Annotated in this window: 16 protein-coding genes; 12 read left to right on the forward strand and 4 right to left on the reverse strand. The window is 47.2% G+C overall.

Annotation, left to right across the window (positions count from 1 at the left end; translation table 11 throughout):
* Window positions 1–17: 17 nt before the first annotated feature.
* Both NF543_RS04060 and NF543_RS04065 read left to right on the forward strand, forming a co-directional pair.
* Window positions 18–1,565, forward strand: a complete 1,548-nt coding sequence (locus tag NF543_RS04060) for a PKD-like family lipoprotein (protein ID WP_257666828.1) — start codon at window positions 18–20, stop codon at window positions 1,563–1,565.
* Window positions 1,566–1,600: 35 nt separating this feature from the next.
* A complete protein-coding gene (locus NF543_RS04065; protein ID WP_257666829.1) occupies window positions 1,601–2,689 on the forward strand; it encodes a TlpA disulfide reductase family protein in 1,089 nt (362 codons plus the stop codon).
* Between the two features lie 91 nt (window positions 2,690–2,780).
* Here the strand turns inward: NF543_RS04065 and NF543_RS04070 are convergent, their stop codons facing one another.
* On the reverse strand, window positions 2,781–3,140 hold the full coding sequence (locus NF543_RS04070; RefSeq protein WP_257666830.1) for a phage holin family protein: 360 nt from the start codon (window positions 3,138–3,140) through the stop codon (window positions 2,781–2,783).
* A gap of 156 nt (window positions 3,141–3,296) precedes the next feature.
* Here NF543_RS04070 and NF543_RS04075 point away from each other — a divergent pair, with 156 nt between their 5' ends.
* Window positions 3,297–4,424, forward strand: coding sequence for a putative sensor domain DACNV-containing protein (locus NF543_RS04075; protein ID WP_257666831.1), 1,128 nt, complete (start codon window positions 3,297–3,299; stop codon window positions 4,422–4,424).
* On the opposite strand, the gene NF543_RS04080 is transcribed toward NF543_RS04075, so the two are convergent.
* Entirely contained in the window at window positions 4,397–4,705 is a 309-nt protein-coding gene (locus NF543_RS04080; RefSeq protein ID WP_257666832.1) for a hypothetical protein, read from the reverse strand. The genes NF543_RS04075 and NF543_RS04080 overlap by 28 nt on opposite strands.
* A 107-nt stretch (window positions 4,706–4,812) precedes the next feature.
* On the opposite strand from NF543_RS04080, the gene NF543_RS04085 reads away from it, so the two are divergent.
* The 9 genes from NF543_RS04085 to NF543_RS04125 all read left to right on the forward strand — a co-directional run bounded on the left by NF543_RS04085 (window position 4,813) and on the right by NF543_RS04125 (window position 13,283).
* Entirely contained in the window at window positions 4,813–5,661 is an 849-nt protein-coding gene (locus tag NF543_RS04085) for an ABC transporter ATP-binding protein (protein WP_257666833.1), read from the forward strand.
* Entirely contained in the window at window positions 5,654–6,472 is an 819-nt protein-coding gene (locus tag NF543_RS04090) for a hypothetical protein (RefSeq protein WP_257666834.1), read from the forward strand. Before NF543_RS04085 ends, NF543_RS04090 begins: the two co-directional genes overlap by 8 nt.
* A 1-nt stretch (window position 6,473) precedes the next feature.
* Window positions 6,474–6,860, forward strand: a complete 387-nt coding sequence (locus NF543_RS04095; protein ID WP_257666835.1) for a GntR family transcriptional regulator — start codon at window positions 6,474–6,476, stop codon at window positions 6,858–6,860.
* On the forward strand, window positions 6,844–7,587 hold the full coding sequence (locus NF543_RS04100; RefSeq protein ID WP_257666836.1) for a hypothetical protein: 744 nt from the start codon (window positions 6,844–6,846) through the stop codon (window positions 7,585–7,587). The genes NF543_RS04095 and NF543_RS04100 overlap by 17 nt, the downstream gene beginning before the upstream one ends.
* A 27-nt stretch (window positions 7,588–7,614) precedes the next feature.
* On the forward strand, window positions 7,615–8,529 hold the full coding sequence (locus NF543_RS04105) for an ABC transporter ATP-binding protein (protein WP_257666837.1): 915 nt from the start codon (window positions 7,615–7,617) through the stop codon (window positions 8,527–8,529).
* Between the two features lie 3 nt (window positions 8,530–8,532).
* On the forward strand, window positions 8,533–10,749 hold the full coding sequence (locus NF543_RS04110; protein WP_257666838.1) for a redoxin family protein: 2,217 nt from the start codon (window positions 8,533–8,535) through the stop codon (window positions 10,747–10,749).
* 310 nt (window positions 10,750–11,059) lie between these two features.
* Entirely contained in the window at window positions 11,060–11,539 is a 480-nt protein-coding gene (locus NF543_RS04115) for a DUF4488 domain-containing protein (protein WP_257666839.1), read from the forward strand.
* 110 nt (window positions 11,540–11,649) lie between these two features.
* Window positions 11,650–12,843 (forward strand): serine hydrolase domain-containing protein, encoded by a 1,194-nt coding sequence (locus tag NF543_RS04120; protein ID WP_257666988.1) that lies wholly within the window; start codon window positions 11,650–11,652, stop codon window positions 12,841–12,843.
* Between the two features lie 74 nt (window positions 12,844–12,917).
* Complete coding sequence (locus NF543_RS04125; protein ID WP_257666840.1) at window positions 12,918–13,283, forward strand: CoA-binding protein; 366 nt, start codon at window positions 12,918–12,920, stop codon at window positions 13,281–13,283.
* Window positions 13,284–13,294: 11 nt separating this feature from the next.
* Here the strand turns inward: NF543_RS04125 and NF543_RS04130 are convergent, their stop codons facing one another.
* Window positions 13,295–14,383 carry a TlpA disulfide reductase family protein gene (locus tag NF543_RS04130; RefSeq protein ID WP_257666841.1) on the reverse strand — a complete coding sequence of 363 codons (1,089 nt, stop codon included), beginning with the start codon at window positions 14,381–14,383 and terminating at the stop codon, window positions 13,295–13,297.
* A 14-nt stretch (window positions 14,384–14,397) separates the two neighbouring features.
* Entirely contained in the window at window positions 14,398–16,002 is a 1,605-nt protein-coding gene (locus NF543_RS04135) for a RagB/SusD family nutrient uptake outer membrane protein (RefSeq protein WP_257666842.1), read from the reverse strand.
* Between the last annotated feature and the right edge of the window lie 2 nt (window positions 16,003–16,004).

Raw genomic sequence — 16,004 nt, forward strand, 5'->3', positions numbered from 1 at the left:
AACTTTAATACGTAAAAATGACACGATATTTTTCTAGTTTTATCTTCGGGCTGTCTGCCCTACTGCTTACGGTTTCATGTAGCAAGGATCTGGGTAATTACGATTATCACGATATTAATGAGTTGGCCATCACGGGCGTTGAAAGTACGTATTCGGTGCTGACTGGTGTAGATACCCTGCATATCGAACCGGAAATCGCAGCCACGGAAGCTGACCAGCCAGATGAGCGTTACGACTATTTCTGGATTTTGAGGGGAAGCAACCAGTTTGTAGACACGGTCGGTACCGAGCGGGCCCTGGACTACCCCATTGACCTTGCGCCCGAAACGTTTACCCTGCATTTCCGTACGGTAGATAAACAAACCGGTGTCGCCTGGTGGACCAATAGTGATTTGGTCGTCGGTACGCCTTACTCCCGTGGCCTGCTGCTCATTGGCGAAAACGAACAAGGGCAAGCCGAGGCAGAGATGATCTCCATGGTGTCAGATACCCTGCACATACCGAATATCCTATCCAATAGCGGGCTCCCTGCATTAACTGATCCAGTAGGTTTTTTGCATACCGGGGGCTATTATGTCAAAATGTGGGTATTGACGCGTTCGGGTTCTTACTACTTGGATCGCATGACGATGAAGAGTACACCTGCCAATCAGTTTGGCAGCTTGGTGTACACGACAGACCCTATCCAAACCGAAACCCTCGATCCCATTGTCATTGCGCCGCAGATTGGAAGCGAGGCGGGTGCCACCGGTCAAACTTGGATACGGGCAGTGCTTTGCAGCGACGGCAGTGTTTTTGTCAGCTATACGCTGCTTAATGGGGGGGATTTTTACCCCAACCCTATGAACCGTACCAGTGATGACCCCGATAGGTTGCTGAAGGCAGCACCCTACCTGCTGTATTCCATTGGCAGTTTGAATGCCGTGATGTGGTACGATAGCGAAAATGAACGATTTATGAACATCTCGAATATCGGGTTGAGTACGTCATCGACGGTACTCACCGACGGCGCTTCCGATCCCTTCCCTTGGAACCAAGCTGCGGCGGGAAGGATCTTGGTGTATGCCGAAAACACGCGAAATACCGACGGCGGCTCCGTGAATGGCAATTCCTTTGCGATCACGAAGGATGGCAACAATCGACACTACATCTATAAATTCTATGCGAATGGAGCCAATCCGGCAAAACACGCGGCATACACCGTATTACCGATGGCGACCGATTTCGACAAGGCTGATTTTTATGCCTTCTCGTCCAACCGTACCGTGGTCTTCTATTCCGTTGGCAACAAGCTTTACGCCTACGACTATAACCCGGGCAATGAGCGGATCTATCCATATCCCACCATCGGTACGGATGAGATCACCATGCTGAAATTTGATACGCAGATAGACCACTTGACAAACTCCCTTTACATAGCGACATATGGTGCCGGTACCAAAGGTACTTTACGCCGGTTTATTGTGGGGTCAAATCCCAATGTAGTCGAATTGACGCCTGCTGAAAACGGTGAGTGGAACAACTTGATCAACGTAACAAACATGAGTTGGCGGGCGGCCAACTAATTCAATCCGTTCATTAAATAAATAGATACATACATATGATTATCAAAACACTTAAAATTGCCTTATCGGCATGTTGTATTGCGGTTGCATCGCAAGCCGCATCAGCACAGGAAGGAACATTTGAAGTAACAGGAGCCATTCGCAATGTCGGCGTTGAGGGCGGTATGGTACTCCTTAGTTATTACGACGGGACCAAATTGCGATACGATACCACACGGGTACGCAACGGTGCTTTCCGCATTTCGGGTACGGTGGCCCAGCCGGTCAAGTCGTTTCTGTACCTTGAATATCCCAAATCCGAAGGCGAGCGAAAAAAGGAAAAAGGTGGGCACCAAGAGTTTTTCTTGGAAAGTGGACGTACACGGATAAAAGGGAAGGACATCGTTTCAGCCAAGATAGTAGGAGGAAATGCACAAAAGGACTATACCAAATTGCAAAAAAAATTGCGCAAGATCGGCTGGCCCTGTGACGACGGGAACGATAAGGATTTGAAGGCGAAAAAAGATGAAGTCGAATTCGCTTTTATGCTAGCACACCCCAACTCCCAAGTATCCTTCGGATTAATGAAGGAAATGGCTACTCCCAACTTTTTAGGTGAGCATCACGAAACGGTAGAAACCGTTTATAGCGGGCTCAGTGAAGCTTGGCGCAGGTCTGACGATGGTCAGAAAATCGCTCAGCGAATCGAGGCAGCAAAGAAGTTGGGTGTGGGCAAGCCAGCCATTGATTTCACAATGAATGATACATTGGGCAACCCCGTTAGCCTCTCGGATTTCCGGGGCCAATACGTGTTCTTGGATTTCTGGGCATCTTGGTGTGCGCCCTGTAGGGCGGAGAATCCGCATGTTGTGGCTGCCTATGAACAATTTAAGGATAAGAATTTTACCGTGCTAGGTGTTTCGTTGGATAAAGCCGAAGACCGGCAGAAATGGTTGGGCGCAATCCATAAAGATGGACTGCCTTGGACACACGTGTCCGATCTGAACGGTTGGGACAATGCCGCAGCACGCGCCTACGGTGTGCAATCCATCCCGATGAACTACCTGATTGATCCGGAAGGCAAGATTGTTGCGGTCTCCCTTCGCGGTAAGCAACTCATTCAGACCCTCTCCGAATTGCTGTAGGGGCCACCGAGTTTCAAAACTCGAGCAATCCACTAAGACTATGAAAAAACCTCATAGGTTTCCATCAAACCTATGAGGTTTTATTGTGGAATCAATCTCTTTTCTTAGCACCAAAAATACGACCCAATAGCATTTGGATCAATGCCACGATGATGGCGAACACGGCTGCCCACCAGAAATTGGCCACCTCAAATTTGCTGCCCATGAAATAGCTGGTGAGCTGTACCATCAGCACCGTGATGATAAAGGAGATGAGTCCCAGCGTGAGGATGTTGAGCGGCAGCGTGAAAAACCGCAGCAACGTGCCAATGGTGGCATTGACAACTGCAATGATCAACCCGGCCAAAACGGCCCAACCAAAGCCGGCAACGCTCACCGCCGAACTCGGAAGGATATAGGCTCCAAGGAAGACAGCCAATCCTGTCAATAGTACATCAATGATGAATCGCATAATGAATTAAGTTTATATCGTAAATATAGCAATAATGTGATAGTACTATAATGTATTTTAGGCATAAATTGTTTTCCTTTGTTTAGTGCGGGGTTAGCATTTAATCATATACTTAGCTTTTGCATTGACTATAGGAATTGTTATCCAATACAAGCCATGATTTCAGAACCCACCTATTTAGCGGCAAAGATGGTGTCGCATACCGTACGACAGCATTTTGAGCAGCAGCGAACACTACTTGGGTATCCAAGTGACGATGGGGTTTATGTGCCTGACATACAAATAATCGAAGCTATTATTGATGCCGCGTTTTGGGCCAGCCTAAGACGCGAGGAAGGATATGAACCCAAAATATCCCTTGCCCTGCTACCACCCGAGCCAACGGAGCACAACCTCATCTTCCAAAGGCGTCAGCGGTTTACCCCCTACAACCTTGTGAAATTGTCGCCAGCCGTTGTGCAACCCGGTATACACCTGGGCATATGGTTTGAAGACGACAACCTGCATATATGGGGTACGGCTCAAGATTTGCCTCCCTTATGCTTTGTGTTGGAAGTAGTGGAAGCCGGATTACTGGTGGTGAAACAGAAACAGAGCGACCAAGTGGGGAAGTTTATCAACGTCGCCGTCCTTAAAGGTGACCAAATTAAAATCATTGATGAAACCCAATGGGGGATGTCTGAGAGCCCAGACATGCTTTCGGCGTTGTTGGGCTTTCCGATTTCAGCCCGAGCGGACCGTTCGGCAAACGTATTGGTACAGCTTGCCATGGGCATGCGAAGCCATGGACGTGGTGCGCTGCTGCTGGTGGTGCCCCAAAACAGTTCGGCGTGGTTGCATTCTGTTGTGAAACCCATCAACTACTTGATCGATCCAGTCTTTTCGCTGGTTCCAAATGGGAATGGGGAAACCTCCAGCCACGCTCATACAGAAGCGCTCCATAAGGCCATCACAGCAGTAGGGGGCTATTCTGCCATTGATGGAGCCACTGTAATTACCAAAGACCACCAGTTGCTGGCCTTTGGGGCGAAGATAGCCCGATCACCTAATGCCTTGCCCGTGGAGAAAATCATGTTGACTGAACCCATTGCTGGCGGTGCGATCCAGCAGCTTGATGCCACCAATATCGGGGGAACCCGTCACTTGGCGGCGGCGCAGTTTGTGCACGATCAGCGCGATTCACTTGCGCTGGTAGCCTCTCAAGATGGCACCTTTACCGTATTTTCATGGTCTGAAAACCAGGAAATGGTACATGGTCACCGCATCGATACGTTGTTGATGTAGCTCTTGATAAATGATACGGTCTTTTTGGTTGATTCGGCGCGACCAATGACCGGGGTGAGCGAATACGCTTTAGTCCGTCCAGCCTCAACATCTGCAATCCCCGCCTTAACTTTGGCCATATTTTCCGGATCAAGGAACCACTTATCCCCGGAAGGGCTGGGGTTTTCAGCTGTCGCAGATTCTTCCTCCTCCACCTGATAGCGGACGCCAAGCGCTTTCAATACTGCCAGTACGGCTTTTTCGGATTTCTTATAATCGATTTCAACCCGTGGTGTAGTCATATGGCAAAGATAGTGAAAACCTTTATTAGCGTTTTTCTAAAAAGATTTGGCTATGTAAAAAATACTTCCCACTTTTGTGGTGTACTAATTAACTAATACACTAAAACATGGTGAGACTAACTGACTTGGTATTTGGCTATCGAAAACAACCATTGCTATTTGACGGGTTGAACCTGCGGTTGAATGTTGGGCATATTTACGGACTACTAGGCAAGAACGGAGCGGGGAAGACAACGCTGCTGAAAAACATGTTGGGGCTGGCCTACCCGAAATCGGGTACATGCCGGATAAATGGCTTGGATGCGACGAAGCGGCTTCCGGCATGCTTGCGTCAGGTTTACCTGCTGCCCGAAGAGCCTTATATACCTAATCACACGGCCAAACGGTTTGTTGGGTTAACGAGCCCGTTTTATCCGGACTTCAATGGGGAGGATTTTGAACGGTATCTGGATGAGTTTGATGTACCTGCTCGGCAGACGCTGACCAAACTATCGCTTGGCCAACAGAAGAAATTCATGATTGCTTTTGCGCTTGCTTGCCATACGCCGCTGCTGATCATGGACGAGCCGACCAATGGATTGGACATTCCTTCGAAGGCGCAATTCAGGAAAGTACTGGCTGGTGCGTTTGATGAAACACGGTGCATGGTGATTTCGACGCATCAGGTGCGGGATTTGGACAACCTTATTGATACGGTATTGATACTCCACGACCAGCAAATTTTACTCCACGCCAATTTGGATGAACTCACCGCCAATTTGCTGTTTACCACCATAAGTCCGGCGGAAGCGGATAGTGCGCTTTATTATGAAGAGACGTACAGCGGATGCCGGGCCATATTAGCCAATGCAATGCAGGTCGAAAGCAAACCTGATTTGGAATTATTGTTTAACGCAGTGATTAAGCGGAAAGCGGCGCTTTTTGATCATTTAACAACAAGTGAAGAAAATGGATAATGTATTTAGTTTGGAGCGCTTCGCGCTATTGATGCGGCGGCATTTTAGCTTGTATTTCCGGACGTATGTGATGGGTGCTTTGGTGCTTGCGGGGGGTACGGTGTTGTTGTTTTCATTGCTTGCATGGCTTGCCTCTGGCCGGAGTGGTGGAGTGTCGGCTGGGAATCAAATTACCGTTTATTTATTGGTGATGTATGGCGGGCTGATCCTTTTTACAGGTGCCGTATTGCAACCTTATCAACGGCCGCGCGAAGCCACGTTCAATCTGTTGCTTCCGGCATCCAAGTTTGAGAAGTACGCGTTGACTTGGCTGCTGTCGCTGGTCTTTTATTCCATATGCGCCAATGGCATTTATTTCATCGTCAGGTTTTTGATGGTGCAGTATTGGGAAGGGCAGGGTTTGGCGGCGGAATCGCTGTGGTCTTATGATCGGTTGTTGGTTAAATCCGCGACGGATTTCACACCGCTTCATATGTTCATAGTAGTTTATCTTTTGGTACACGCGTGTGGATTGCTGGGGAGCATCGTTTTTCGGAAACATGCCGTACTCAAAACTGCCTTGGCGCTTTTCGTGCTTGTAATGCTTTATCGATATATAAATGCCTTATTGTTCAAGGCGTGGCATATGCCGAATGTGGAGGTGACCCAGCCCCCACTTTTGCCTTTTTTGCCTGCCTATATCCAACATCAGGGTATTTCCCAAGGCGTTGGGTTGGATTCAGGGCCTTATTGGGCGTTTGGTTTTTGTAGTGTTTTTATCGTATCGCTTTGGTTTGTGGCCTACCTCAAACTAAGGGAAAGGGAAGTTTGATATGGAATTTAAGGGTAACGAAGCGATATACCTGCAGATAGCCGATTATGTGAGTGAACGTATCCTATTGGGCAAATGGGCGATCAACGAGAAGATTCCTTCCGTGCGCGAATTGGCTGCGGATCTACAGGTAAACCCTAATACGGTGATGCGTACGTATGAACATCTGCAACAGGCAAGGATCATCTTCAATAAACGGGGAATCGGGTTTTTTGTAGCCGAACAGGCAAAGGAGGAAATCAACAAGCAGCAGCGCGAACGGTTTATGACGCGCGATCTGCCTGAATTTTTCCGCAATATGTACCTGTTGGAGATATCATTGGAGGAAATAAAGGGAAAATATGAAACATACCTGCTAAACCATTACAAAGATGAAGACAAGCAATAAATTGTTAATGGCACTGGGAATCGCGCTATTGGTGGCGACTATCGTAAATGCATGGGTTATCAAAGCCGAGTCGCGGAGAATAATAAATCAATCGGTCATGTTGGAAACTTTTCCGATTGACTCCATCACGGAGGTGGTTATCACCGGGACTGCGCCAAAGTGGGAGCGCTTGCAGGTGCAGATATCACACAGCGATAAAACCACTGTACAGCATACCCAACACGACTTTATCCATATCTCCAAAGATGGGAATAAACTAAACATAGCCATCGACCATCCGAAAGACTATGAATATAAGGTAATTGCCCCGCCCGAAGTGATGATCCATTGTCCACGGTTGACCCGGTTTTCTATGGTGGGTACGCCGTTGGATAGCCTGGATTTGCCTGAAGATACGCACATCATGACACGGCGGAATTACGCCCGAAGTGTAGTAAAGCTGAGTGGGTTGCGCGGAGACCGATTGGAATTGTTTGTTTCAAATGGCGCGGAACTGACGCTGACCGACACAAACGTTGACTCGCTACATGCAGCGGCTGGTGCGTTTGGTAAATTGATTATCGATGGCAATACAGCTGACTACGCCTATTTGCGAGCTGGGAAGGATGGGGAAATTGAAGCAACGAACCCCAAAGCGAACATCCTCCGTACACATATTGACCCAGAGGGCGAGCTGATCATGAAAATGAAAGGAACGGATGCGACGATAAAACGGGACACACTTTGAAATAGGACTTTTCTAAACTTTCAGCAGATGACGAATATTATAGAAACCGAAGCGTTGAGTTTCCGATACGGGAAAGGCAAGCACGTACTGGATCATGTCTCCTTGCATATTCCGCGGGGAGCAATATATGGTTTCCTCGGGCCAAACGGCGCGGGCAAATCGACAACCATGCGCCTGCTTACGGGCATTATTCCGGAACAGGGGGATGCCATCCGGTTATTTGGTGCGCCATTGCGAGGGCAAATGCCTAGCGTTTTTGCCAGGATCGGTTCGCTGGTGGAACAGCCAGCATTGTATTTACATTTAAGCGGCATCAATAATCTCCGGTATATCGCCAGGCTGCGGGGTATTGCTGAAGATAAGATTCTACCGGCGTTGGAGTTGGTCAGACTGGCCCAAGACGGTAAGCGCAAAGTGAGACAATATTCGTTGGGTATGAAACAACGACTGGCCATTGCGATGGCATTGTTGGACGAGCCGGAGTTGCTCCTGTTGGACGAACCTGTAAACGGGTTGGATCCCAATGGTATGCAGGAAATCCGCCAACTGCTTATCCGGCTCAACAAAGAAAAAGGGGTAAGTATATTTGTATCCAGTCACCTGCTCGCCGAAATCGAAAAAATGTGTACCCATATCGGGATTATCCATGAAGGGAAGCTGCGTTTTGAAGGGCGCATGGATGAATTATCTACTACATTTGGCGTAACCACATTGAAGGTAACGTTGGCGGATGCGGACCGTTGGGCGGAAAAGTTGCGGGAAGTTTATCCCCACATGGTGGTGGAAAACAATCAGCAACTCAGTATTGGCGTATCGGGCAGGGAAGCCATTCCTGCCGTGGTGCGTGATTTGGCAGATCGGGGTGCTGAGGTATATGAAGTACGCATAGCTGGTGGATTGGAAGATTGGTTTATGTCTTTGGTGGAAACTAATAATCGATGACCCATGACTAAGTTTGTCTTTAAGGATTATGCGACTGCGCTCCGGGCAGAGCATATCAAGAAAAAAGGAACGGGTATTTATGCGCTCAGTGCTGTTGTTGGTGCATTGTTTCCATTCATCATGTTGGTTGTTGCACTTTTCCGCAATGCAGAACAGACGCAGCCGTTTGACTATTCCTATTATTTGTTTTTTATCCAGGAATCGGCCATTCCGCTGACCAATTTTTTTCTGCCGTTGTTGATCATTGTGATGGCGAGCCGGATTGCCCAACTGGACCACCGGAACGGGGGGTGGCAACTGATGGAGACCCAACCTGTACATAAGTTTGCTATTTACTTCTCGAAGTTTACCGTAGTGCTGATCAGCGTTGCTGTTGCTTTGCTTTCGCTTATCTTATCCGGGTTGTTGATTGGTTGGGTGCTTACCCTTTTTACGACAATCCCGGAAACGGCTCAATTTTATATTCCATATTGGAAACTGATTCAGCTAGCGGTACGGATTTTTTGCTGCTGTGTTTACATCGCGGCGCTCCAGTATGTGATTGCGGTATTGGTGCCAAGTTTCATCTGGTCCATCATCATCGGATTTGCCGGATTGCTGGCCGGGGTTTTCGTCAAACCTTTCGGGTATGATTTTGATTGGTATCCCTATCACATCCTTCCACGTATTACCACCTTCAGGGATGGGAGCGATTTTGGGTACTGGTTTACCTATACCGATGTGGTGAGTGTGGTGATTACGGTGGCCTTCCTGTACATTGGTTTCCAGTGGTATCGGCACCGTACATGGAAACTGGCTTTCCTGCAGAAGGGGACACGGCTCTGGTCATTGGTCGCAGTCTTAGCGATAACCGGTGGCGCAGTTGGTTATCTGTTGGCCCCGAAAGTGATGAAACCCTATCATACCTCGGTCATAGCCGGAAAGGTCGATACCGAATTTCCACTTCAGCAGATTTACATAGTGAACCATACTATACAAGATACCCTGGCAGTCATTCCGGTTCATAACAATACGTTTCATTATGTGTTTGATAAACAATTGGTGACGGATTACTATGCTGTCGAATTTGACCATTTTTTTCGAACAAATCTATATTTCGGTTCCCTTGATAGTATATTCATCGCCGCGAAAGCAAACGAGAACGCAACTGAGTTTAAGATTACGGGAACGCGACTCGCTGAAAACCGGGCTCCGGGTTTGCAACAATCGTGGTCTATGGTTAGTTATTATTTACAGAATAACCTGCATTTGGATAATCCGCAGTTTTTCGGCAAAGAAATATATAAAGACTGGCAGAAGAAAGTCAAGGAGCGAAAGGTATTCAAAACCGTGGACGGTTACACATCAAGGGCAGATTTTGATGGGCGGATAACGAAGATGCTTGCTGTCCGATACCTCAATTATTGGAATGAGTATGAAAAGAAAAGAGTGGCCGTCTATCCGGATGAAACAACTGCCGTCTCCCCGGAAATCCAGCAGATAAAAGACCAAGTTTCGCTATCAGATGAAAGCCTGTTGGCCCATGAACCTTATCTGGATTACGTCATTTACGCCATTTCGGCATCTAACAAGTCGGATATCGCTGAAGATACCAAGGCCCTGATGGGCATCACCCAACTTCCTGATGGGCTGTTCAAAGACAAATTGCTTTTTTGGCAAATCAACAAGAGCCTCAATGATGCGGCAGACAGTAGGGAGCGGGCAGCCATTGTTGAACAGTATGCCATGGTATTTTCGGATCATAAATATAAAGATAAGGCAATCCACATTTACGAGCTTCTGCAAAGTTTGGGTAGGGGTGAACCCGCTCCCGGACTTAATGCGGTAGATTTGCAGGGGAATACGGTTAGTTTGGCCGACCTGAAAGGCAAATATGTAGCCGTGGATGTATGGGCTACGTGGTGCGGGCCTTGTAAATATCAATCGCCATATTTTGAAAAACTAGCTATCAAATATCACGACCAACCTATTTCTTTTCTTGCCATTAGTATCGATAACGATAAAAGTAAATGGGTTGTTGAGGCCAAGAATAAATCCAAGTCTGTGATGCAATGGCATATGTCTGACATGGAATCCTTTGGCCGCGATTTTAATATATCGAGTATACCTCATTTTATATTTCTTGATCCGGAAGGCAAATTTGTTCATTCAAAGATGTCCTTTCCCTCGGAAAATGCTTTTGAGATTATCTTGCGTAAGGAGTTGGGGTTGCCGGATTAACAAGGCTTTCAAATCTGATGAATAATTTAAAAACCATGCGTCCGTTTGGGTGTCAAGATCAGGAAGCAAAATGGTCGACGATCTTCGACGCAGTGGTTTTTAATAGGAAAATGGAACCTGCACGTCGGATAAATCAAAATTAATAGCGTGTGCGGGTTAGCCAATTTTTTTTTACCTTGCAATTGCAAATAGCCAATTTAGTGACCAAAAAAAGTAAAGAAAATGGTCGACACTATCCGCTATAGAATTGGCGACATTCGCTTTCGGGCTTTGTTCGCGAAAATTTATTTATGTAAAGTACATTTTTCAAATGATGACAACAAGTAAAATTCATACAACAACCTATTGGAATAAAGGTGTGTTGCTCGCATTGATGCTATTTGCATTGCCTTCCATGCAATCATTTAGTCAGGGAAACCGTGCGGATTTGTTTGTGGGAGTGTGGGAACTGGTGGGTATGGCGAATGCGAACACCAATGGTGAGGTGCTGAAGGTTCCTGCCGGTAACTACAAGATTTTCGGCGCGGATGGGAGCTATTTATTTATGCAGTGGACTCCCCAAGGCTCGCGTTATGTACAGGAGGGAACCTTCAATGTGCTTACTGACAGTACATACGCAGAGCATATTAAACATGCGCTGAACAAAAATCTTGAAGGCAACCAATATGAAATCACTTACCGTTCTGCAGAAGACAGTACGATAACGATTGAGGGCAAGATAGATGGTTTCAGTTATCGGGAGTTGTGGCGGAAGGTAATGGCAGAAGTATTGCCCCCTGTTTCCCGTTAATTGCGTTGTCCTATAATAATTCAAATTCAGTGGCGTTGTTTGTTTAAGGTAAATAAATTTGCTTGCTTTAACTTGGTGCCCTAACTTTGGCGGCTCAATCATTCAACACCATTGTGCGATATTCATTAAGACCGACTTCCATTTTAGTTATTACCGCCCTAATCATTGCATCATGCACCTCTTCCGAAAAGAAAAGACTGAGAACCGCACGTAAACAGCAGGAGAAAGACAGCCTGATGCTGGTATATGATGCCACGAAAGCGGACCAGCGCCTCGAAGCGTTTATGCAACGGCTGCATAGTCGCTCTGGCTTCAATGGCAATGTGCTCATCGCTAAAAAAGGCAAAATTCTTTATCAAAATACTTTTGGCTGGGCCGATTACCTGATGAAAGACAGTCTCAAGATTACCTCGCAATTTGAATTGGCCTCGGTATCCAAGCCACTCACAGCCACTGGGCTGCTCAAACTTTGGGAAGAAGGCAAAATTAAGCTGGAGCAGACCGTGGATGAGTTTTTTCCGGATTTCCCGTATTCCGGCATCACGATCAAGCAACTGCTTTCCCACCGCTCGGGTCTTACCAACTACCTCTACTTTACAGATAAACTATGGCCGGATAAGCGCAAAGGAATGTCTAATATGGACGTGATGGAACTGTTGGCCATGCACAAACCAGAGAAATACGCCAATCCCAATGTGCGGTTCTTCTATAACAATACCAACTACATGATTTTAGCGGCCATCATCGAGAAGGTGAGCGGGCAAGATTTTGCCGTGTATATGCAAGAAAACGTATTCGGTCCCGCAGGCATGAAAAATACAGCAGTGTACTCCACTGCGGTATATGAAAAAATCCCAACGGGAGTCATCGGGCACGACAGGGTCTGGCGGCGCTCCGTGGTGCAGAATTTCCAAGATGGGCCAGTAGGTGACAAAGGCATCTATAGTACGGTGCAGGATTTGTTTCTGTTTGATCGGGCGCTGCAAGAAGAACGCCTGCTTAAGGCGGAAACCTTGGATTCGGCTTATGCCGGCCACAGTACACCCACCAAGGAAATATTCAACTACGGCTACGGGTGGCGCACCTTCGACCCCGGTAACCATAAGGTGGTGTACCATACCGGTTGGTGGCATGGCTTCCGTAACCTTTACATCCGTGACTTGAAGGAGGACATCACCATCGTATTGCTTACCAACCTTGCTAATGGTAGCCTACTCAACCTTGATGAAATGTATCAAATACTTGATATGCCAGTCATCCGGCAAGGGGCTTATTCCTCCCAAGGGGAGTTCATGGCCAACTAGTGTCATCCGTGTTCTATTTTTTTATATACAACCGCTAAGTAATTTTTTTATCCTTAGTTTTGTCCTACTTGTTTATGGAAAATAAAAAAACACTGATCATCGGCGCGACCACCAACCCTGCCCGCTACGCTAGTTTGGCAGCCCATCGTTTGGTTCAATCCGGCCATGATATTGTCAACATCGGCATCCGAAAAGGAGAGGTGGCCGATGTGGCCATACAAGCTGCAGGCGATGTGTTGCCTGATATCCACACCATTACACTCTATATCGGGCCACAGTTGCAGCCCCAGTATTACGACTACATCCTCCAAACCAAACCCAAACGCATCATTTTCAATCCCGGCACAGAAAACCCGGAACTGGCTGATTTGGCCAAGGCAAATGGAATCGAGACGCTCGATGCTTGCACGTTGGTACTTTTAGGGACTGGACAATATTAAGCGAGTTGCTTCTAAAACAAGGTTTTTAATAGTTCTTCCAACGCTTCACCACGTAAATCCTTTGCAATAATCTTTCCTGAAGGATCGATGAGTACATTGGTGGGGACTGATTTTACCCCATATTGTTGTGCCGCTTCATTTTTCCATCCTTTTAAATCAGAAACGTGATACCAGGTGAGGTCATCTGCCGCAATGGCCTTCATCCAAGCTTCTTTGTTGTTATCCAAAGAAACCCCAAGGATTTCAAAGCCCTTATCGTGGTATTTCTTATATGCGGCGACGACATTGGGATTTTCTTTCCTACAAGGAACGCACCAGCTTGCCCAGAAGTCGACCAACACATATTTTCCATGCAGTGACGAAAGCTTCATGGGATTCCCCTCAGTATCGGGTTGGGTGAAGTCTTCGGCCATGACCCCAACGGCTGTTTTTTGAGATTCAGCGATTGCTTTTTCCAGTTCCTTTCCATAGTAAGAAGCCTTTGCATCCGCTCCCAACAGCGCGTGAAATTTGGCAGCCTTTGCCGGGTTTGGATAGCTCACATAACGATCCAGAATGATAAACGCGGCTAACGGAGAGTTGGGGTGCGCCGTCGCTAAATGATGCACAGCGGCCTCGGTTTGCTGGTCCAGTGCTTTAAAACCAGCCTCCACCGCGCTCCTGTCGCCGTTTTCACCGATGCTGTCCGACAGCTTGTATAAGACGCCGGCCTGCTTGGTAATGGCATTCCAGTCTTTTGACCAAGCTTCCCATACAGGTTGTTCCTTTGAACCACGGATTTTGGCTGCTTTTAAGTTGCCCAAATGGCCGTTAATACGGATTTTTTCCTTAGGTGATACGATCACGGGAAGAAAATATTGGTCGTTGAATCGGGCAGCGATATAGATGGTTGAAGGAACGCGGCCCTTGAAGTGGAACTTGCCGTTTTGTGCCTGTACGGAATCCTTAACCAGGCTGTCGCCTAATTGATATTGAAAAATAACCTTGCCATTGGCCAGGCTGTCAATTTTCCCCTTGATGCTAAAGGGTTTGCTTTCTTGGGCGAGCAATACAATCGTACTGCTTAGGCCCAATAGTAATGTCAAGATGCTTGTCTTCATTTGCTATAATTTGATTACCATCCCGGATTGTTGGGTTGGAGATTAGGGTTTTTATCCATTTCTGTTTGATAGATCGGAATGAGGTAATGCTTGTCGGAAAATGGGCGCTCAATCACTACGGTTTCCGAGTAGGTTCTGTTTCCAGCTCCATCTTCTTCAATTCCGATCCCCCTTGTCGGGACACCTAGTTTTTCAGGGCCTTGTTCCCACCGTCTGATATCCCAGGTACGCGTACCTTCAAAGGCAAGTTCAATATTGCGCTCATGCCTGATTTTCTCCAAATTAAAACCGGCTGCCGCAATCACTGGCATGGCTACGCTAGGCCTGCTTCGTATTTGATTGACATACCCACGGGCCTCTTCCACATGACCCAATTCATAGGCGGCTTCCGCAGCATTTAGCAATATTTCGGCATAACGCAAGATAATGTTGTTATTCCCCGGTCCGTACGAAGTAGTTGTATTGAACGGATCGAAAGCGGGATCGATCATTTTCTTTAGGTAATATCCTGTGGCGGTAGGGTTGAAGCTGGGGTTATATGCAGAGCCCAATTTCAAATCCAATGTAATACCCTTCCAACTATTATCCCCGTCGAAAAAGATACTTGCATAGAAGCGCGGATCACGGTTGATGTACGGCTGTTGGGCATCATAACCGGATCCGGTTTCCTTCGGGAGTTTGCCATTCGTAAGCTCGTATTCATCGACGATGTTCTGGGTAGGCTGGTTGAGTCCGGCAGGACCTGGAGGCGTCAGTCCCCAGGGCAAGTTATAGTGGTGTACATGGTACGCTTGAAAAGAAGCTTGGTACTGGTGGTCGAAGATGACCTCGCTGTTGTTGTCATTTGTCTCATAAAAAAGCTCCTGATAATTGGGGAACAGTGCATAGCCGGCCTGCCCAGCATGGTCGATAACCGCTTTGGCCGCGTCATAGGCCGCTTGCCAGTCACCCGATTTGCTGGCTGCGTAGAGCAATACACGCGATTTCAATGACATTGCCGCACCACGGGTAACCCTTCCAGTGTTTCTGCTGTCATATTTCCAGGGTAAGTACTCGGCATTGATGAGACCGTCTAATTCCTCGGTAAGGAAAGCCACACCATCCAAATAGGGGGTGCGCTTTACGTTAAGGTCGTCATCAAGATTCTGTGGCACGGTGATGATGGGCACATCCCCGAAGTAGTTCATCAGGTAATGGTAAAACAACGCTCGTAAAAAACGGGCTTCATCACGTGTCCTGCCCTTGAAACCATCCGATGCCGGCAAGCGGTCCACATTCGCGATATAAATATTGCAACGGCGGACAGCTTCATATAGGTCATCCCAGGTATTCATGATGCTGAAAGGCACACTGGATGCTACATAACTATCTTGATAGATGGAAACATTGTTGGTGCTGTACAGCTGGTCGCTGTATGCATCGCGCATGACTCCAGCAAACTCTGTGGGGATACTGGCGTAGGCACTGTTGAGAAACAGGCTGGCCAAGGTAGAGTCTTGCCAGATATCGGCATCACTGTATTGATCCAAAGGTTTGCTATCCAAAAAATTCTTTTTGCAGCTTGCAGTAAGCAGGATCAACAAAGCAAGCAGGATATAGTAAGCGTTATTAATCTTCATGG

The organism is Parapedobacter tibetensis (assembly GCF_024704835.1).
In the GTDB taxonomy this organism is placed as follows: Bacteria; Bacteroidota; Bacteroidia; order Sphingobacteriales; family Sphingobacteriaceae; genus Parapedobacter; species Parapedobacter tibetensis.

What these genes read in the sequence shown, in the direction of transcription:
- NF543_RS04060 (WP_257666828.1), top strand. Translation starts at nt 18, where the DNA reads ATGACACGATATTTTTCTAGTTTTATCTTCGGGCTGTCTGCCCTACTG.
- NF543_RS04065 (WP_257666829.1), top strand. Translation starts at nt 1,601, where the DNA reads ATGATTATCAAAACACTTAAAATTGCCTTATCGGCATGTTGTATTGCG.
- NF543_RS04070 (WP_257666830.1), bottom strand. Translation starts at nt 3,140, where the DNA reads ATGCGATTCATCATTGATGTACTATTGACAGGATTGGCTGTCTTCCTT.
- NF543_RS04075 (WP_257666831.1), top strand. Translation starts at nt 3,297, where the DNA reads ATGATTTCAGAACCCACCTATTTAGCGGCAAAGATGGTGTCGCATACC.
- NF543_RS04080 (WP_257666832.1), bottom strand. Translation starts at nt 4,705, where the DNA reads ATGACTACACCACGGGTTGAAATCGATTATAAGAAATCCGAAAAAGCC.
- NF543_RS04085 (WP_257666833.1), top strand. Translation starts at nt 4,813, where the DNA reads ATGGTGAGACTAACTGACTTGGTATTTGGCTATCGAAAACAACCATTG.
- NF543_RS04090 (WP_257666834.1), top strand. Translation starts at nt 5,654, where the DNA reads ATGGATAATGTATTTAGTTTGGAGCGCTTCGCGCTATTGATGCGGCGG.
- NF543_RS04095 (WP_257666835.1), top strand. Translation starts at nt 6,474, where the DNA reads ATGGAATTTAAGGGTAACGAAGCGATATACCTGCAGATAGCCGATTAT.
- NF543_RS04100 (WP_257666836.1), top strand. Translation starts at nt 6,844, where the DNA reads ATGAAGACAAGCAATAAATTGTTAATGGCACTGGGAATCGCGCTATTG.
- NF543_RS04105 (WP_257666837.1), top strand. Translation starts at nt 7,615, where the DNA reads ATGACGAATATTATAGAAACCGAAGCGTTGAGTTTCCGATACGGGAAA.
- NF543_RS04110 (WP_257666838.1), top strand. Translation starts at nt 8,533, where the DNA reads ATGACTAAGTTTGTCTTTAAGGATTATGCGACTGCGCTCCGGGCAGAG.
- NF543_RS04115 (WP_257666839.1), top strand. Translation starts at nt 11,060, where the DNA reads ATGATGACAACAAGTAAAATTCATACAACAACCTATTGGAATAAAGGT.
- NF543_RS04125 (WP_257666840.1), top strand. Translation starts at nt 12,918, where the DNA reads ATGGAAAATAAAAAAACACTGATCATCGGCGCGACCACCAACCCTGCC.
- NF543_RS04130 (WP_257666841.1), bottom strand. Translation starts at nt 14,383, where the DNA reads ATGAAGACAAGCATCTTGACATTACTATTGGGCCTAAGCAGTACGATT.
- NF543_RS04135 (WP_257666842.1), bottom strand. Translation starts at nt 16,002, where the DNA reads ATGAAGATTAATAACGCTTACTATATCCTGCTTGCTTTGTTGATCCTG.